The following is a 20272-nucleotide window of genomic DNA, read 5'->3' as shown; positions in this document are numbered from 1 at the left end:
GAAAATAATCAATAGTGAAGTATGCAATATCCATACCAACTTTTCGAATTTTCAGATATCAACAAAGATTATAGTTAATTACTCTCATCATATACAAATTGATATTTGCCAAGTTTGCGCATGATCGTCGTTTGGCTAACCTCCAGAGCTTTGGCCATTTTCCGGGTGGATTTATATGTAGAAAGGGCTTGAGACAATAATTGCTTTTCCGTTTCCTCTAACGCTTTTTTCAAGGGAATGATTCCTGTTAAATTGACTAGCGCCGTATCTTTGTAGGTCAAATCGGAAGGCAAATCCTCTATCGTAACGATAGGTTTTCTAGCCGTCACGACAATTTGTTCAATTACATTTTCCAATTCCCGAACATTACCCGGGTAATCCTGCAGCTGCAGAATTAACTTGGAATGATCATCTATACTGATTGATTGTCCGTATTTCTCATTGAATTTCTTCAGAAAATAATCAGTTAATAATAGGATATCTTCCTTTCGCTCACGCAGCTGCGGGATTTCCAATGGAACAACATGCAACCGATAATATAGATCTTCTCGAAATTGATTATTTTTGATCATTTGTTTCAAGTCTTTATTCGTAGCGGAGATAATACGAATATTCACCTTTTTCTCCTTGGTTCCCCCTACTTTCATGAATGTTCTATCTTGGACTAGATGCAGGATTTTCACTTGAATGTCGAGCGGCATTTCCCCGATTTCATCAAGAAACAGTGTGCCTCCATCAGCACTCTCAACAAGCCCTTGTTTCCCGTGCTTATTTGCTCCTGTAAAAGCACCGCTTTCGTAACCAAATAGTTCGGACTCAATTAGAGCCGATGGAATCGCGCCGCAATTAACTTGAATGAATTTCTTATCCTTTCTATTGCTAAGATCATGAATGATCCTTGCTAAAACCCCTTTCCCGACTCCGGTTTCTCCATGGATGAATATCGAAGAATCCATCGGGGCCACTTTTTCAGCTAATTCTAGAACATTTATCATCTTATTGGAATTGGTAATGAAGTTATTGAAGGACACGGTTTTCTTACTCTGTGAATTTTCATTTTGTGTTAGTTGATTCCTTAGGTTCACTTGATTTAATTTACTCTTCATTTCAACCAATTCCGTGATATCCCTGGAATTCGAAACAATTCTATACAGATTCCCTTCCTCATCGAAAATAGGCTTTGCTGTGCAGAAAACAGTCAACCCATGCGGATAGGTTTGCTCAGCTGAATGGACCGCTTTTGTTTTCATTGTTTTTAAGGTAACGGAATTGACGATCAGTCCCTTTTCAACTAACTCTTTAATGTTCTTATTAATAAAGGCTTCCGGCGGCAGTCCTGTAAGTTTCTTACATGATTCACTCACGAATAACGTGTCCCCATTTGCATCCGTTACGAAAATTTCATCATAACTGGAATGTAAGATTTGGGTAAGCTCTTTTACTTTCTTTCTTGTCACCTCTAACTCTTCATGCAGGGATTCATTTAGACTTATTAAGCTTTTAAGCTTCTTTTTAAGTATCATTCCCCTCACTTCATAGATCGGATAGCATCTATATTGGTTATCACTATGTTGAATCGCAAAATCATAGTGACTCAAATCCTCTTCATTTAGCTTATCTAAATCAGCTACAACAACAAACGATTGATTAAGATATTCAATGATTTTCTGATTTTGACCCACGCTATCTAATTTCTTCAAAAAGAGACCTTCATCTAAAATGCCCAGGATTTCCAAGTGGTTTTTCATGACAATAAAAGGAGATGAATGTATTTTCAGTAATGACTTTATATCCAAAATAGAAATATCGGAAAATACAATTAGTGATTCCTTTTTTAATTCGGTATCCATCCAATCACCCCATCATTTGATTTCGAACCGATTTTGTTACACTTTTCTATACGCAAAGAAATAAGTGACACTTTCCTAAGCTACGAATGTCCATATATCAACCAATTTAAAGCTGAACCTATTATGAATCACCACATTTCAAAAAAGGTTCAGTTTATATATATAAAATACTCGATTCATGAGCCATTCCCTCTTTATAAATGTAAAAATACTATTTTCATCCAGATTCCCGGAACGGCATGGTTATTGCATATTGAACCTATATGGAGATAGGTAGAAGGCGATTGCCCTCTAACTCTCATTCTATCTAAAATTAGGGAGTGGTCATAATCATGGCTCAATTCAAGCATCTGTTTACCAATTTAATGATTGGTCATACTGAATTAAAAAATCGAATTTTAAGTACAGCTCATCAAACAAATCACGTTGTTGACGGAATCCCCACTTCGGATATGGTGGCCTATCATGAAGCCCGCGCTATTGGGGGCGTCGGATTAATCATCCTTGAAGCAGCATCCGTACATCCATCCGGCATGCTTACGTCTAAAACGATTGCAGGATATGACCAAAAGATTGTCAATGCCTACAAAGAGCTTTCCGAAACGCTCCATTCATATGGAACAAAGGTTTTCTCTCAGCTATTTCATGGCGGAAGGGAAGTCGTATCGAGCGACTATCGAAATGCAGCATGGGCGCCATCCGCCGTTCCAAGCTTGCGCTTCGGCGTCATGCCAAAGCCCATGAGCTTAGAAGATATTGAAGGAGTGATTGAAGGGTTCGCCCATTCAGCCAAGTTGGCCAAAGAAGGTGGACTTGATGGGGTAGAAATCTGTTGTTCACATGGATACCTTCCTGCCCAGTTTTGGTCACTACATACAAATCAGCGTACAGATGAATATGGTGGTTCATTTGAAAATCGGATGCGATTCATTGTAGAGATTTTGGAAAGAGTATGGGAAAGAGTTGGGGAAGACTTTACAGTTGGCATTCGCATGAGTTCAGATGAATTGACGATGGATGGGACAACGATGAAGGATTCCGTGCAAATAGTCGAATATCTCACGGAAAAAGTCCGATTAGATTTCATTAACGTCACAGCCGGTGATTCAAGCACCTTCGAGGGATCAACTCATATTGTGCCGCCATCACCGATAAAGCACGCTTACCTATCACCCCATGGATTCAAAATCAGAATGGCAGGAGCCGTCCCGGTCTTTGTCGGTAATAGAATCGTCGACCCTGTTGAAGCTGAACAGATTGTTTCAACAGGTAAAGCAGATGTAGTAGGGATGACTAGAGCCTTAATTGTCGACCCTGACATGCCTAACAAAGCAAAAAATGGCGACTTACAAGCAATTGATGCATGCATAGGCTGTTTACAAGCCTGTATCGGTCACTATCATAAAGGACTGCCAATTGGCTGTGTCCAAAACCCAACAACAGGTAAAGAAGCATGGATTTTAACAGAATTAAAGAAAACGAGAAACAAACAGAATGTCCTAGTGATCGGCGCCGGCCCTGGCGGATTACAAGCAGCCATAACAGCCGACTCACTGGGTCATTCCGTTACATTGATCGATCAAAGCAAATCAATCGGCGGCCTGCTCCGTACCATGCGCAAAGCACCAATGCGACATGAACTGGCAGAATCGATGCTCGATAACTATTCCCGGAAATTAATGAGAAGCAATATAAAAGTGCAATTAGGCAAAACGGCAACCGCCCAAGAAATATCCGAATCGAAACCGGACGCCATCATCTGTGCAACAGGCTCACGACCTTATACACCAGCCATTGAAGGAATGGATGACCCACGGATCATCATGATGGATGACCTCTTCAGCTCAAATAAAAATGTTGGGGACAACGTGTTAATATTCGACTTTGGCGGTGACTGGCCTGGCATGGAAGCAGCTATTTATTTAGCAGAAAAAGACCACCAAGTAACACTCATTTCATCCAGACTGCACATTGGCGAAACCGTTCACCAATATCTCAGGAATGAGTACCTAAAAAAACTATACAACCTAAACGTCACACTCCTTCCCCATTACGATATCGGGGCAATCAAAGAAGACCATGTCATTATCCGAAATCTATTCACCCAACAAAAAGAAGAACTAAAGAATTGGGACTCCATCGTCCTCTCCCTTGGCCGCATTCCCAATACAGAGCTATTCGAAGAAATGAAAGGTCATGCTCCCATCGTGAAACAAATAGGAGACTGTCTTGGACCGCGTACTATCGAGGAAGCTACGCATGAAGGGATGATGAGTGCTATTAGTTTATAGAGGGAAAGAGACATTCCTTTTGGGGAATGTCTCTTTTGATGATTAACCTTTTCCTAAAAAAAATTCCTTTTGAGAAAACCTTTTTCTCTACTTTTTTCTTCAAGAAAATAATATCAAGGATATCTATTTCAATATCGCATAATTCAGGTACAACTGGTTCAATGGTCTTAGCACCATGCTTCTTTTCTAACTCTGTATTATAGATATCCTCAATCCTTCTTCTTCTTTGCTAATAATCTTCACCAACTGTTCACTATATAAACGAGCCTGTATCAATTACGCAAGAGGTTGATCCAACAACTGATTATTGATTTTCAATACGGCAAGCAAGCTCGAATAACTCACTTGAAAATTGTCCAACGAACTCAAATAAAGAATGATTATGCATATTTATCCTTCATGTGGCCTTACTATTCTAATATGATTCCTATTCAGTTTAAAAAAATAATAACAATATACCAATTAAACCCTCTTATACTCACTTTATAAAAGTTTGAAGATCCTTCTTCTCCAAAAGTAGTACCTATCTTTAAATCGTTTAACCTTAGAACGGAATTTATTATATTAGAGTACATAATCATTAATACATATAAAAGAAGCCCAATTCCTAGAATGAAACCAGGCTACTTCAAACTAAATAAAAATTCAAGCTGTCCCGAATGATAGTATAATTTTAATTTTAGAACTTTCTTATATTATCTTCATTATTTTCTCCAAGCGAGTTGTGTGCTGATGTTAAGTAATTAAAATATATTTATATAAGGGTAGTACACCTTAAAAATCAACCAACATTATTCGAAATATGAATTTTTCTACTTTCTTTTCCTCCTTCTCTATCAATAGGGAAAATAAATTTGGATAATGCATTATTTATTAACATCTTCCTTCTCATGATAATATCAATTAAATTTGAAAAGAAGTAAGCGAATGCTAATTTTCCTTGGTCCATATCATAAAATGAATATTCATTATTGTTATTTCTAACAAAAATAGAGTCTCCAAAGGCTATATGATTAACTTCATAATCAACATTTTCAAAATCCCTTAATACCTTTACAGTATTCAACTCATCTTCAATATTTCTAGGAGTCAAATTAGATTTGAAATAAAAAATACCATTAAAAACCTTAAATATATTATCACAAAACTCCTTTTCTAAGCTTTTTTTTATGAGCTCATAATTCTGACTTGCATTTTCCAACTCTTTTTCTAGTTTGTTTGGATAATGGGTAGTTTTAACTTCTATAATTCCATATACACTTGCAGGTATTACAACTACTAAGTCTCCTGATTTAAATAAAGGAGCAATGTTTGCATCATAAATAATAATATCTATTTGATTTGTAGTATGAAAATTTTCATCAATAACAAAACCAGAACCAACCTCTACAGTGGAAGGCAAAATTTTCCTCAAGTATTCAATAAGTAAGTATTCCCTATAATTACCTTCTGGGAAATTCTGAGAATTTCTCGGTGTTACGTTTTTAATTAGAGTACCTAAATTTTTAATTTGTTCTTCATCTAGAATCCATTCATCCAAGCTAGAATTTTCGAAAAATATATCTAACGCTTTGCTTTTATTTGCACGATTATTCGTATTGCCATCGATATTTTGATTATTATCTCTTAGAAATCCCCTTACATCTTGTTGTAATATCTCACTTTCAAAAATATTCCACAATTCTCCGTTAGTTTGCTTAATAGCTTCTTTTTTAAATAATTTTTTCAGGATATTTTTGATCTCATTAATCGGCAATCCTTCTTCAAGACCTAACTGAAGCTTATGATATATTGTTCCATTTTCAAAAGGTAGAAAATAACCTAGTCTATCAACCTTACTTTTTAACTCTAGTGCAATCGATTCATGGTATTTTTCTTTATCATTTAACATTTACTTGACTCCTTCGATTAGATTCAATGTAGCAAAATAATTCAATAGTTTGTAGTTACTTGTATTGGTGACGTTTTGTTTTACGATACGTTTTAAAATGTTCGAGCCTTGTTGGTCTAAACAGTAACCTCATAAATGAAGTTTGTCTTTGCAAAATTTAGAATGTGAATTTCAAAAAAATTGATCCTGATTAAAATCTCCTCTACAATTATATTATTAAATGAAAAAATAGGGGAATTTCATAATGAGTATAAACAAACAGTTTCATTCAGATGGATTAGTTAATATCACTTCTTTATTACACGGACAAGATCGTTATAAAATTCCAATTATGCAACGTAATTATGTGTGGAGTAAAGAAAATTTAAAAGAGTTTATTTCAGACATAAAAGATAGTATGGAAGAAGATAATGAACAAGATTATTTTATTGGGAGCATGGTTTTTTCAGAAGATGATCCCAAAATTAAAATGGTCATTGACGGACAACAGAGGATTACATCAATTACGCTTTTAATTTCTGCAGCGATATATCATTTTAATAATGAAGGTTTCACTGATTTCGTAAATTACTATCAAGGATTCTTAAAAACAAGTTACCCTGGCCCTAATGGACAATTTATAAATACCTATAGACTTACACACCATACGAGAGATAATGATTTTTATAAAAAAATACTAGATTATAACCCAGCACATAAATATTCAGTTAATTCCACCTCTCAACTAAATCTATTAAAAGCTATGGAAACCTTAATTGAATCAATTGATCCTGCTAATGGTTTCCCACTTAAAGAATTTATGGGTTATTTAACAAGCAAAGTATACATAGTTTCTATGGTTTCAGGAAGTATAAATATGGCATTTCGTATTTTTGAAACATTAAATGATCGAGGTACAAAGCTACAACCAGAGGATTTATTAAAAAACATGTTATTACGTGACCTCAACGATGACGAATACGATAGAGTCGCAAATATATGGGATAAATTCGTTAATTATCTAACAGATAGTAACGGCAAGCCTATTGTTAACACATCTACATTTTTAAAACATTTTCTAATGTCGAAAGGATATTTAGTACAGAAAAAGAATTTATATAATTGGTTTGAAAAACAAGGATCAGACTCGGATAATAGCAAAAAACAAATATCTTACAATTTAAAATCCTATTCTGGTGTTCTAACCTTAGTATCAGAATTGGAAGAAGCAGCAGCTATCTATTTAAAAACATATGAGGGGAATATTAGTCCTTCTATTAATGCCTGTCTACAATTAGGTGTAAAACAAACTTATATTATAGCCTTAGCGACAAACAAATTAAATAATGAGCTATCCCAAGAATTATATAATAAACTAGAAACACTAATATTTAGTTATGTTATTTCTTCATCTCGATTTAATGAGTTAGAAAAGCAATTCCCTAATATATCAAAAGAAATAAGAAAATCTCATGGACGAGATGTCCATTTTAATAATGCCATTAAAGGTCTACAAACTTTAATTGATGAAAAAAAAGAATTTGCCTTAAATGCTTTTGAAAATTATAAATTAAAAGGATCAGATAAGAAAAAGGTAATTTATATTCTATCAAAACTTGCATCTTCTTTTGATGAAGCAGATTATTCTAACCTAACTATTGAGCACATAATGCCAGAGGATAAAAAAGACCATTGGGGATATATAAAAGAAGAAGGTTTAGAGTATAAAGCATTAGTTTCTAAAATAGGTAATTTAACACTACTATCCAAATCTGATAATAGCTCTCTTAAAAATAAATCTTTTGAAGAAAAAAAATAGTTTATGAAAATCAATCGTCTTTTACACGCTCTATCGTTAAGAAAATAGAAACCGGAACAAAAAATACAAAGCATGATAAGGCAGTTAAACATTATGACTATAAGCCTGTCAAAGTATCTTGGAATAAAGAAGAGATAGATAGAAGATCGAAGGCATTAAGAAAACTCGCAGAATATGTTTGGTTTTAGACTAAAAAAATTGTACATGGGTAGGGCGCAATATCAGATTACTCTTGAAAAAACGGGAACTCACAAAGAAAAGTGAGCTCCTGTTTTTTTATTATCACCTCTAATAAGAGGCCCTCTTCTAATTACTAATTGATTAATAGTAATAGGTTCAATTTAAGTGGTTGTCTTAATTAAAGAGCAGGTGCATTATAAACGTTCACAAATATTTCTTCACATACTTCCTCTAAGGTTAGATCTTTATTTATTTTTAAAGTTTTAAGAACATCATTGAAATATTTTTCTCTATATTTTTGTTTTTGAGTCATTCTAGCTTTAGTTGGTTCTAACTGTCTACTTGTAAAATATTTTTCGTAAAGGTTTAACTTGTTAAATGTAACTGTATAGATTTGATTTAACTTATTAAATAGCTGTTCTTGGGTAAAAACAGAAAGGTCTTTATTTTTACTAAATAATCGTATTCCTGTCATTAGTTCTCTAAAAAGTTCCCTAGGAATTTTAGCTTCTTTGGATTTGAAAATTAGCCAATCAACAATGCGTTCATCTTTTGTAAGGGCGGGTATATCAAATAATTGTGACCATTCGGACCAGTTTATTAGCTTTGCTTCTTCTAAAGGATAATTTGCTAATTTATAATAATAATTTAAAATGCCCCTTGACTCAGATCTGTCTTTAGGTAAATTCTCGTCTTGTGAGGCAAAGTATCGAATTTGTTCAAAGAATATTATCTTTTGGTATTTTTTTACGCTATGCATTTCTAGTAACTCACGCAATTTCCTCCCATATTCATGAGCATATTCTAGTCGATTTCTTTTTATAGAATTTCCGTAACTTCTTTCTAATTCATCTTCAAGAACGGGAATCGCTTGAAGTAGCGATTCCATCAATTTTTCAGCATCCTTTATTTCTTCTGGACTAAGTATTCCAACATATGCTTTCTTACCATTCATATTTCTTATAAGGTTAGCCATATCTAATACCTCCTTATCCTTGTTGTCGTTTTAGTTGAATTTTGTCTACAATTGAATATGAATAGTGAAGTAACTCAGCATAAGATAAATCTTCTATATCTGATAAATCTTCACTAAACATAGCTAAAATTGAGTAATTATTATCGGATAAATGAACTCGGATTGTCTGTTTTAGCATTTCTTCAATTAGGTATTCTTTTCTTGATTCCTCATGATCTGCAACTTTTACATATGATGGATGATCTTTATAAAGGGAAAATGTCCAATCACCTTTTATTCCATTAATATTGGATCGGTACTCGTCACCTTCTATCATCAGTACATCCTTAAACGTTTGATTAATAAAACCGCCTTCTTGATTTAAATACACAGTTAAAGGAGGATTTTTACATATAATGTCTGCTGTTTCATAAATACCAAAATCATCTGCTGCACTTAAGATCGTTCGAATTTCAACAGGCCCTTTTAATATTTTATCCTCGTACGTTTCTTTTAAAAATTCAATATCAGGACAAGAAACGATTAATCCATTATGAGCCTCTACAATGATATCTGTACGTAGCAAAACATGTTCAAGTAATTCATTCTCACGATCCCCCATGTAAGTAGCAATATGCAAAGCTAACTTGGCAGTATAAGCGGAGTTATTCGTAATATTGTAAGTGATATTATTGACACTTTGAGATGTATCTACTCGTTTACTATTTTCATTAGGTAAATTAATAGATGCTAGCTTTAATGAAAACTCACGATGTTCAGGAACAATTTGGTCTACATCATAATAGAATGGTGCTTCTATTTTCTCAACCTTTGTAGATCGAACAGGAAACACTTCGAGAACAATACTATGTTTTTTAAAACGTCTTAGTCTTTCAGTGATTTCAAAATCAAATGGACCATATAATTCAGAAGCTCCTGGTGCAATTCGAGATGTTATATCAGATAATTCTATTAAAGTACTATTCTCACATTTTATAGATAAGCGTAATTTAAATTCTTTAGAAGTAGCATAATGGTTTTTTACACTAAATTTGATATTACTTACGCAATCTCCCAATGTCAGTCTATTTCCCTCTTCATCTGGAAATTGGATGCCATGCCACTTTAATTCAATTTTAGGTAATGATTTTCCTGAAGCAATTTCTCCACCAAAATCCATTGTATTTAAAAATTCATCTAACTCAGCAGACGCTTCCAGTAGTTCATTCTGCAAATTTTCATCTTGAGCTACTTTTTTATTTACATACCCCCGGTCTTCCATCAAATTATCATGTTCGTTAGTCACAGTAAGTTTTAATTGTTGAAATACCTTAGATTTTTTACTTGTAAAACCATAATGTTCCAGGTCTTCGATCCGGATAATTTCTTCTTCAAAATCTTCATCAACTTCTACATATCCATAATAGCGATTTTGTAATTCTTCAGGTATATTCAATGGGATTTCAGCTAATTTCATATCTTTTCTATAAAGATATACATTTCGAAGATCCTCTCGAATTTCATTGTTAGAAATACCTAATCCTAATGTTAAAATTTTGGAATATCCAGGAATTTGAATGCTTGAATTCTTATATAAACATTCCGATAAATCTGGATTTTCAGTGTATTCTCTGGGTATTTCAGCATTTTTATAAGTACCATCAAATTTCTGTACTTTGATTTTTGCATTATATTTATTAATAATGCGCCACCAAGTTTCTTCTATATCTGCAATGAAAGTATCGTTTTCTATAGCATTTATTAAATCTTGAATAGGTTCAATAACAATAATTCTACTACCCTTTATAGTAATTGGTTCTAAACCCGTATTTTCATTTAAATAGTTTAAGGCTGACCTCACCTTCCAAAGCCCTTTCCCCTACTCTTAAGTCATTTCCTTCTAATTTTTTAAAGTTAACTCGATATCCTTCATTAGTAAGTGATTCGTAAATATAATAACCAACTTCTGATGCCGCAGAAAATAGAAGTTTACCACGGCCATATAATCCAGCTCCATCATTTCCGCCAGAATAGTTCATTGCTGAAAAGCGAGCTAAACGATAATCTGGTGGTAAATCTGTTGATAATCTGCTGATATCGGTCATGGAAAGATTGGGACCAGTCATACCATTTGTTCCATAATCATGAACTGTTAAGAATTTACCCTGACTATTTTCGGTAAGTATAAAGTCCATTCCCCAATGTTCTCCTGTGGCTAGATTTGTACGTTGTCCCCAAGAGTTTTGAATAAAGTCCTTTTGTAAACCATGAACAAGGCCCTTTGCAGGTTCAGATTCGTAGCCTTTAACAACTTGATTGATATTCGATTTCCAGTTTGTCGGTACTGATGCTGATGCTGTCATAAAAAATTCACCCTTATTTTTTATTTTCGGAATTTAAACTCTGATTTTCGCTCTTTACTTTCTTCGATAAATTTGTTTTTTAATACTTTAATTTCACTTTCTAATGTATCAATAATTTGTTTAACGTGAGCATCTGTATAGTCATAGTTATTTTTATTGGATAAATTCCCTATTAATTGTAATTTTTTTAATGTTTCACTAACTCTCTTTTCAGCAAGATCTTCAAATTTCTCCATTTTTTTGTTGTCAGACATAATTTTTTACCCCCAAAATTAATATTTATAAAGATTTTATATATTAAATTCAAAAATACATCTAATATACAGCTACACCCAAGATTATTCTTAACTTCATTTCTAATATATTTATAGTATTAACTCTAAATATATATTTTATATTTTAAATAATATAAAATCATTAAAAAATATTCAAGATATATATCTTTTATATTTAAATATTTCAATAATGTAGTATTCAAGATAATTTTGATTTTTGTTTTATTGTCTACTTTTGTATTATTCTTATCAGTGGGGATGAACAAATGCATAAGAGAAAAAAGTTATTAATTATAGCTTTTTATCTAAAAAATAATAATAAAGATGCAGTGAGAAATCTTGGATAGGGTAACGTTATTGAAGTTTTAATGGTGTAAAGAGCAAAGATTGATTACAGTCAATTGGTATAGATAGATTCCCTCAAGGTAATTTAGTCTACACTTGTGATTTAGGATGTGAATTTGATTTTGAGGTAAGAGATTCTAAGGTAGATTATGAAGTGAAAGGGAGCCGAAAAGCCTAATGAAAAGTGGGTTTATCTCCGAGTTCGGATTTGTTTAATAGCGATATTATTACGTTTACAATCGATCTAGACCTACCTATTTACCTTGTATCAGAGATGTTAATGAAATCGTTTGAACGACTTGGCACTATCAGATGAAACAGTATCGCCAGGCCTTAAATGAGCATGAGATTAAACAATATTTGACGCGCATAGGTAATTATTACGATAAAGCCGTGATGGGGAACTTCTTTAGCATCATGAAGTCTGAATTTCTCTATCTATATGAATTTGAAGGTATAAAGCATTTAAACAAGAACTAACGAAATAAATCAATTACAATAATCAACAAACTATAATTAAGTAAAAAATTAAAAGGCCTGAGCCTGGTACAATACCGAGTTCAGACCTTACAAGTTGCTAAATAACTTTATGTGTTTACTTCATTTGAGCGCGCACTTTTGATACTTTTCGATGTGATCTTAGTTAATATATTTACACTTAAATAAAATATACCAGTCCAGTTTTTTATTCAATTATTTCACACTCTAGAGTTTTTAAGTGTTCCATATTATGTAGTACACTTATAGTGCGACAGTAGTTTGAGATGGCCACAATCAATGAACTTCCAGCTTCATCGTATAAAATTTCATCTGTGCCGAGCCTTTTAATTATAATTAAATCCGAATCGGTTAGAAATTCTCCTTCAGCTTCATTCCATGAACAAAGCCAACCACTATAAACATCAATATCTAGTTCAGGAACTCGAATAAAAACTGTTTCTCCTAAGATCTGCATATCTTCTTCTTCAGAGATTACTTCTGACCCTCTATCGTCAATGTACAATAGTCGATCCTCGCAATTACCTAAATTTAATTCAACAGAAAAATCAAACAAATATAGACCTTCATGAATTTTAATTAAACGAATTGAGTCTCTACCATATCGATTTAAATCTGATAGTTCTACAAAATCTCCTAATGAAACGCCGATTCTATTTCTTAAGTATGCTCCTAATATACTGTTACTATCCGGAGTTTCAATAGCTTTTCTCTTACCTTGAGCTACTACACAAACAAACATCTCTCCGTCATCTGTTAAAACTAATAATTTTTCTTTTTCGTCTGGAAGGAAATGAGTATTTTCTCGATGTACATGTTGCGAAATTGATAGATAAGCTTCATTCCCTGTACGTGAAGGCTGGCGTAATCCAGAACGTCCATTATGCCCCCAATTAATTCCCGACTTTGGAGGTGTTTCTGTTCTTCCATTGATTGTTAACGGAATATCAATATACGTAAATTCATTGTTTGTATTGGCATTAACCGGGATATCAAGGAGGTTCAACTGATTTTCTTCGAAATTTACTACTAATTCGGGCTCTACATTGTTATGAATTGTTACAGCGGTTTCTACATGTACGTCGTTACAACTCACTAGCGCTAGTCTTTTAAATACCTCTTCTATTTCAGCACGATTATAGCTGACAAGAGTTTCTTTTTGATAATCAAATCCGTTTAATGTAAACGCAGCTGACCCTACAAAACTTCTTTCTTCCAGCCCTAAAAGTAATGGCTTTTCCCAAAAGTAAATATTACTATGTTGCCCTGGTAAAGAAGTGTGATAATAAATCTCTAGGCGACTAGGATATCTTTGTACTAAATGTTTAAACGTTTGATGAGTCCATTTTGATATACCGTCTTTAGCAATCATTCCAATATAAACTTTTAAGTTTAGTTCACTGAATTCACTTAAAGTTCTTTCTACTATTATTGGGCTGACACTACCGGATAATATTTTAAGATCTCTATAGCCTAGATCGTACATTTTACCGATAACATGCTCTTTAAAATCTCTAGTTATATACATTTAAAGTTATCCTCACCAAATGAATTTTTTTACGTACCTATTTACATTCCTAGTTCATAATCAAATTGATTGATTCCTACATTTTGAATAGCATTAATGAAGATTCGAATCCTTTGCTCCTTAGTAAGTCCCTTTTCTAAACAAGAATCGAGGAATCCGATTAACATGTCACGTTGCATCAGAAATCCTTCAATGTGATGACCAGTTAATTTTTCAGCTAAGACTGTAATGGACTGTAGCTTTTTTTCACCGGTGTATTTAGCGGATGTAATATAGCCATAAAACGAAAGAGGGCTGTTACCATAGTCTAAATAGTTAGGAATGTATTCACTGCCCATATAATTCGCTAAATTCTGAGATAAAGGGAATCCAGAGTGGTAGTGTTTTGTGTCGATAATGCCAGATTGATCGCCATATTGTACAAAAATTTCGATTTCAGTAGAGGTTCCATTTAGTTTAGGTTGGTATTCTACTTCAAATCCTATCGCTTTAAGGATTTTGACAGTCTCTTTTTCGAATTCACTTGGCGATAGTTCACCTAAATACTTTTCAACGAATTCTGAAGGGACAGCTGTTAATTCTGGTTTATCGATGATGAAGCCATCCACAATTTTTTGAGCTTCTCTTTGTCCAAATACAGGAATAAACCATGGCAATAGCTCTTCCTTCGTCATTTCAACTGCATTCGGAACGTCATTTATAATCGCTTCAATTTTATTCTTGAACTTTAACTGATTATTAGAAGGTTTAATAGCCCCAAATCCATTAAATTTATAACTATCAATATCGAGCCCATTATTTTGAGCCATACGCTCTGAAGAGATTAAATAACGCGCATTAAAAGGATAGCGTTCATCATAATAAGCAATTACCTTCTTTGCTTCTTCACTTAAATCGGCTTCGATTGTTAAAATGGCTTCGCGTCGATGATATTCTACAAGTCCTGTGTATTCACAAAGCATCATAAATGTATGTGCTACATCAGAGTGTGCCTGGAAATAATCACGTGCAGCATGATCATTCCGTGCACGATGATCATATTCTACGGCTACTTTTTGTTTAAGCGCTTCTTTTGTAGAATCATCACTATTTCGGAAATTAAGAATGCGTTTAATAGTTGCTTGTAATTCATTGTCATGCTGGGCTGTTAAAACAAAATATGTTATTTCTTCTTTTGTTACGTAATACTCCAGCTCGTGACTTTGAACAAGTTGAACTAAAAAACGAGCAGGACGTATATGGAAAGCTGAAGCAAATTTTGGTCGGAAGCCACTTTCTAAAAAGTATGCATTCGGAATTTGCAGTGTAAGAATTTGTTTTTTCACATTTTGATATTCGTTGACGCCATCAATTAGGGCTTGGCCTACTTTTGTAGGCTTTACATATCCTTTATGATCGATATAACAATAAGCGAACGTTTTTAACATGGCGCACCAAGTACGTCCACCTGATCCGTCATTACTGATATTGTTTCGTTTGAGTCCTTTTAAAGCTAGCACTTCTTCAAAGTGCTTATGTGCCTCACGATTTCCTTGCCATTTCGTTGAGAAATCATTTGTTGATTCTGCTAACGCTTTAATAGCCTCTGCATGGAAGCGTGGATCACGCTCAGGTCGAGTAATAAACCATACTTTACGTTCGCTCATACTCTTTTCATCCTTTCTAGTTTTGATTCTTTAAAGTGCTGTGAAATTGGAGAATCTTTAAGAAGTTTATTAAGTAGGTCTTGATCATTTTTGCTTAAACTAGAGATATCCTTGTGGAAATAATTCACTAATTGAATAGTAAATTGCTCATTTTCTTTAATATAGCCATCCAAAGAATTGGCATCTGTTATCCCGTTGATAAAACTGATTTCGTTTGCGTATTTTTTCAGCAAATCATCTATTTTAGGGATATTCTGTTCATCAAAATGAGACTCTCTTGCGATTTCTTGCATTGCATGCCAATATCGTATCAAGCTAATGGCATTGATCACAGAGTGTTCATTAATATCCTTATATGTCGAATTGGAATTTTTTCCTGATTTTTCAGCTAATTTTACGTGCGCAGAGTGGCATTCGACATCATTTTTTAAGAAATACAGTATGTCATTACGCATAATAGCTGAGGAAAGATACTTTTCTGAAAGTTTTCTTAGAGATTGTTTTAAGGTTTGTTCTTGTGAACTCATAGCCTCATATCTCCTTTATTTGTGATATTTATATTATCCCAGAAGTTCATTGCAATTTATTAACCTTATAAGGATAATAAATTGCAATGAACAAATATTTATTTGACGGAAAATTCAGATCATGTAAATTTGATGTTAATATCGAAAAAAAAGGAAGGTTTTAGAAATGATGAAAATCAATCGTGAAACCATCCACAATACTATGACTTTGCAGATGCTACTTGGGAAAATCGAAGTCAGAGTCAACGGCAGTTCGGTTCACAAGAGGGAGAAATCGTGATGCTTTTATTGCTGATCACATTACGGAGAAAATTGCGGAGTGTATCTTTAAAGAAAAGGTTGAATCTACATTTGAAGGTACTGAATTCTCCAAATCGGAACACCTATGGCTGATCGTTGTAATGATAGGTTTTCAGTAGAAAGAAGAAAAGCTTAACAATCCACAGTTACCTCAAAATTCTGAACGGATCTTACAATTAGAAGAAGTTAAAGGAGATATCGTTGGTTGGGGTAATCATGAGGACTTTCTATCAGCTAAAGATGGAAAGCCATGGTTGGCGTTTAAAAGGGGTGAACTGCCGTGGAGAAAGCACGTTTTGCCACGCACGATTAATTATTCTAACGATCTCCTATAAAAATAATTTAACTGAGGAAGAGACCTATCTAAGCGTGCCACTAGATGCAGAAGTTAATGTTGGTTTACCAATTCATTTGATTAAGTCTAATTTGGATGAGTTATTGAATCTAATCGAAATACAGTAATAAGAAAAAGGCACAGAAGTATAGCTCTGTGCCTTTTTCTTATTACTTTCATATAAAACCGCAGTGATATTCCATATAATGCGCCGTTTGAATAGTCATCATGATTTTTAAAAGCTCGTTAACAATAAAATTCATTTGCTGTGTTGTCTAGAGCTGACTCGAAATAAGGATTTCCCCACTTTCTTTAAACGTGAACAACCCTTTATCAAATAAAAAATCATAGTTTGAGCAAAGAATAAGCCCTGTAAGTATATCTAACGTTCGTAGGCATTACTTGCTACCCAAGGATTATGTGGCTTGCCCGTGAATGAGAAACATATATACTACATAATGTACAGGAGTTATATTTCTATTTCACTATCATTATTACACTGCTCAAGTCTTTTGTTAGTGAGTGTATCTTAGATAGTAGATGAGCCTGAAATTAAAGCGTAAGGCTTTACAATGAAAATACCTCTACCTATCGGTATCTGGTTTCGTAGATTGTATCTTGCTGTTGTAATATCGCTTATTTTACGATTATCTTTTGGGCTACTAGGAGGTCTCATTTCAATGATTTCAAATTCATGGCGCGCTTTATCTTTCCAGATAATTTGTTGACCATAATTTTCATCCGATTCGGTTGCTTGACACGAAATTAAAAAATCCATACTAAAGTTTCACCTTTTAAAGCTTCAAACTTGTGTAAAATTCCTTGATGATCACGTTCACTTAACATTCTCACGGCCCCTTAGTGAATCACATTAGATATTATTGAAGGCTAATTGTTCTTTTTCAGCGTTGATATCATTTTTTGATATTTTTTTTGATTTCTCTTTTTGAAGATATTCTAGTTGGAATTTCTTTGTTGGTTCAACAAATTCGTATGGGATTTTGGCAAATGATTTTAAAATTGCTTCAAATACAATTTGTGCTCCAGCAGGTGGTACAGCCATCCCAATTTGTTTACGTGCAGCTTCTTTACTACCTGTAAAGACAAAATCATCTGGGAATGTTTGTAGGCGTGCCCTTTCTCTATTTGTTAAAGCACGTGTTTCCTCCCAGTGATACATATGTGTACCACCGCCACCACTACCTGTTACGGTATAGGCTGGACGTGTTGGATCAAGACGCTTATAGATAGAACTTAGGCGTGCACCTTTTACATTCAGTTTTAATTCTCCAGGAATTCCAATGTACCAAGCATTTTCACCAGGTGGAATGTAGCTTAACATTTCCTTTACCTTCGCCGTATGGCGAGGGAAATCATGGTTTGGTGCATCTTCAGATATCGGTGGATTTTCAATAGCCTCTTTACTCGTTTTATAATCTGCAGAATTTGGTGTTGTTGGTGCAGGTACTTTGAACTCAATGCCTTGTTCGGCTAAATCTTTACGGATACCAACAATAATAATTCGGTGTCGTGCTTGTGGTACACCATACTCTTCAAATTTGTATAAATGTGGTGTAACTACGTAATCTACATCTCCAGGATTCTCCAGCTCTTGTAGGATTTTAATAAAGGCCCTTCCTTCATTTGCGCTTTGAAGACCCCCTACATTCTCAGCGACAAAGAATTTGGGCTTGTATTCATTTAAAACCTTTACACCATAGCTATATAGAGGACCAAATGTACCTCCTAAGCCTTTCTTTTCTCCAACTTGGCTATAATCGTTACATGGGAAACCGAATGCAAAACAATCGATGTCAGATAAAACAGTGCGGTCACCGATTGGTAATTTTTCTACAGGGCCACAAATGACACTTGGATCTTCTTCGTTACCACAGATATTTAATGCAAATGTTTTACAAGCATTTTGATCGAAGTCATTTGACCATGTATGTTGTATTTTATATTCTTCTTTTGTTTCTGGATGTATAACGACGGTATTCTTAGCTGCTAGACTTAGACCACCTGGGCCGTTAAATAATTCACCTTTTCTAAAAATCATGTTATCATCTCCTACATTTAGAACTGATGCGCAATACGAACAAAAGTTCTTGCATATATATATGCTATTAATATATATTACTACTTTTTTCATCAAAAAGCTGTTGCTAAGTTTTAAATTAAGTAAATCGTACTGAAATAACATTGAGGAGGTCTAATATATAATAAATAAAGATGGCAACCGTGATAAGAGTTAAGCTGACCGTTCCGTTCATCAAGGTATGAAGCAATGCTTCTAGTAAAGTTACAAATATTTTTGGAAAGATGCATTGTAAATTGGTCACACAGCAATATCAGGTATTTGAATCCCACCTTATGTCAGCACAACAAGTAGGGCTTCTGTATGATATACTAAACGCTAGGATTCCAAAAGTATATTTTTGTAAATTAATATAAATTAATGAAAAAAATTAAGTGGAGCGAAGTATGAAAACCAAATTAGTTTGTGAAAAAGTGATGATGCTTAATAGTAAGGATGATTGTATTAGTGCGGAAATTGCCGCAAACGGGGATTTGTTGTTGTTAGAAACGCCGATTCAGCCAGAGCATGTGGATGGTTTTGTACAGGTAGCCATAAAGCAAAACTGGACGGTACATATCATCAATAATCAACAGTATAAAAAAATTAAATTTTATGATGTACCTATCAATATTCATCATGTACAAACGTTTTCGGATGGCACGATTATGCTTGTTGGTTCAAGATGTGAATATAATGAGGGGAAACCTGATAAAAATGCACGTTTTTACGATTGTAACGGACGGTTTTTATATGCACTGACGTTTGGTGACGGCATTCAGTCTGTACAGGTCGATGAGCATGACCGCATTTGGATCAGTTATTTTGATGAAGGCGTGTTTGGTAATTATGGATGGGACGAGCCGATTGGACAACATGGTTTGATTTTGTTTGATCGACAGGGAAATATCTTATGGCATGCGGGTGAGTACGATATTTCAGATTGTTATGCACTAAATGTCGCCTCATCAGACAAAGTTTGCTTTTACTATTACCATGATTTTAAATTCGTTATACTAGATGAACTTTTTCAATCAACCTTTTTTGAGGTAAAAAAAGATTCATTCTGGGAGTTTGCGATTAGTGATGATTCTATGGCCATTTTCGACGGTTATGATAGCTACCTTTGCCACAGAAAAAGAGATACATTTAAAAAAGGTAGACGCATTCAATATGTCGATGAGCATCGTGAAAAAATTAGCGGTCGTTTAGCCATGCGAGGCGAAACTATTTATATTTATAATAACGAAGGAATTTATAAAACAAAGTTATCGGGAATAAAGTGAAGAACGGGCCCTAGAGTGGTATGGTAAAATGGTGAATCCTGGTTTAAGTAACATTTCTGATTGGTCAGCCCCTTAGATTTCCCTTTACTAAAAATAGCCAAAGAGCATGATTTCAATAGAAATCATGC

Annotated in this window: 16 protein-coding genes; 5 read left to right on the top strand and 11 right to left on the bottom strand. The window is 34.0% G+C overall.

From position 1 onward, the window contains the following. Window positions 1–74 precede the first annotated feature (74 nt). A complete protein-coding gene (locus JFU50_RS15280) occupies window positions 75–1850 on the bottom strand; it encodes a sigma-54 interaction domain-containing protein (protein ID WP_201223204.1) in 1776 nt (591 codons plus the stop codon). Window positions 1851–2182: 332 nt separating this feature from the next. Between JFU50_RS15280 and JFU50_RS15275 the strand changes: the two genes are divergently transcribed. Further along, window positions 2183–4141 carry an oxidoreductase gene (locus JFU50_RS15275; protein WP_201223202.1) on the top strand — a complete coding sequence of 653 codons (1959 nt, stop codon included), beginning with the start codon at window positions 2183–2185 and terminating at the stop codon, window positions 4139–4141. A gap of 781 nt (window positions 4142–4922) precedes the next feature. Here the strand turns inward: JFU50_RS15275 and JFU50_RS15270 are convergent. Then, the gene (locus tag JFU50_RS15270) at window positions 4923–6032 is read right to left on the bottom strand and encodes a DUF6602 domain-containing protein (protein ID WP_201223200.1); all 1110 of its coding nucleotides are present in this window, start codon (window positions 6030–6032) and stop codon (window positions 4923–4925) included. A gap of 244 nt (window positions 6033–6276) precedes the next feature. On the opposite strand from JFU50_RS15270, the gene JFU50_RS15265 reads away from it, so the two are divergent. Next, window positions 6277–7830 carry a DUF262 domain-containing protein gene (locus JFU50_RS15265; protein WP_201223198.1) on the top strand — a complete coding sequence of 518 codons (1554 nt, stop codon included), beginning with the start codon at window positions 6277–6279 and terminating at the stop codon, window positions 7828–7830. Window positions 7831–8188: 358 nt separating this feature from the next. Here the strand turns inward: JFU50_RS15265 and JFU50_RS15260 are convergent, their stop codons facing one another. From JFU50_RS15260 to JFU50_RS15230, 7 genes are all read right to left on the bottom strand, one after another. Beyond that, complete coding sequence (locus JFU50_RS15260; protein WP_201223196.1) at window positions 8189–8986, bottom strand: hypothetical protein; 798 nt, start codon at window positions 8984–8986, stop codon at window positions 8189–8191. A gap of 13 nt (window positions 8987–8999) precedes the next feature. Further along, on the bottom strand, window positions 9000–10826 hold the full coding sequence (locus JFU50_RS15255; protein WP_201223194.1) for a hypothetical protein: 1827 nt from the start codon (window positions 10824–10826) through the stop codon (window positions 9000–9002). Continuing rightward, window positions 10798–11328 carry a hypothetical protein gene (locus JFU50_RS15250; protein WP_201223192.1) on the bottom strand — a complete coding sequence of 177 codons (531 nt, stop codon included), beginning with the start codon at window positions 11326–11328 and terminating at the stop codon, window positions 10798–10800. The genes JFU50_RS15255 and JFU50_RS15250 overlap by 29 nt, the downstream gene beginning before the upstream one ends. Before the next feature lie 20 nt (window positions 11329–11348). Next, complete coding sequence (locus tag JFU50_RS15245) at window positions 11349–11582, bottom strand: hypothetical protein (RefSeq protein ID WP_201223190.1); 234 nt, start codon at window positions 11580–11582, stop codon at window positions 11349–11351. A 1051-nt stretch (window positions 11583–12633) separates the two neighbouring features. Next, a complete protein-coding gene (locus JFU50_RS15240) occupies window positions 12634–13974 on the bottom strand; it encodes a restriction endonuclease PLD domain-containing protein (protein ID WP_201223188.1) in 1341 nt (446 codons plus the stop codon). Between the two features lie 41 nt (window positions 13975–14015). Continuing rightward, a complete protein-coding gene (locus JFU50_RS15235) occupies window positions 14016–15620 on the bottom strand; it encodes an AlwI family type II restriction endonuclease (RefSeq protein ID WP_201223186.1) in 1605 nt (534 codons plus the stop codon). After that, window positions 15617–16147, bottom strand: a complete 531-nt coding sequence (locus tag JFU50_RS15230; RefSeq protein ID WP_201223183.1) for a hypothetical protein — start codon at window positions 16145–16147, stop codon at window positions 15617–15619. Before JFU50_RS15230 ends, JFU50_RS15235 begins: the two co-directional genes overlap by 4 nt. A gap of 221 nt (window positions 16148–16368) precedes the next feature. On the opposite strand from JFU50_RS15230, the gene JFU50_RS15225 reads away from it, so the two are divergent. Further along, complete coding sequence (locus JFU50_RS15225; protein ID WP_201223182.1) at window positions 16369–16566, top strand: hypothetical protein; 198 nt, start codon at window positions 16369–16371, stop codon at window positions 16564–16566. Window positions 16567–16648: 82 nt separating this feature from the next. After that, window positions 16649–16909 carry a hypothetical protein gene (locus JFU50_RS15220; RefSeq protein WP_201223180.1) on the top strand — a complete coding sequence of 87 codons (261 nt, stop codon included), beginning with the start codon at window positions 16649–16651 and terminating at the stop codon, window positions 16907–16909. Between the two features lie 401 nt (window positions 16910–17310). Here JFU50_RS15220 and JFU50_RS15215 read toward each other — a convergent pair whose 3' ends face one another. Together JFU50_RS15215 and JFU50_RS15210 are read right to left on the bottom strand one after the other, a co-directional pair. Beyond that, entirely contained in the window at window positions 17311–17559 is a 249-nt protein-coding gene (locus JFU50_RS15215) for a hypothetical protein (protein WP_201223178.1), read from the bottom strand. Between the two features lie 93 nt (window positions 17560–17652). After that, a complete protein-coding gene (locus JFU50_RS15210; protein ID WP_201223176.1) occupies window positions 17653–18840 on the bottom strand; it encodes a DNA cytosine methyltransferase in 1188 nt (395 codons plus the stop codon). A gap of 425 nt (window positions 18841–19265) precedes the next feature. On the opposite strand from JFU50_RS15210, the gene JFU50_RS15205 reads away from it, so the two are divergent. Then, window positions 19266–20144, top strand: coding sequence for a hypothetical protein (locus JFU50_RS15205; RefSeq protein WP_201223174.1), 879 nt, complete (start codon window positions 19266–19268; stop codon window positions 20142–20144). Window positions 20145–20272 lie beyond the last annotated feature (128 nt).

Source organism: Peribacillus sp. TH14 (genome assembly GCF_016651145.1).
Lineage (GTDB): Bacteria > Bacillota > Bacilli > Bacillales > DSM-1321 > Peribacillus > Peribacillus butanolivorans.
This window is presented reverse-complemented; position numbering and strand designations above follow the sequence as displayed.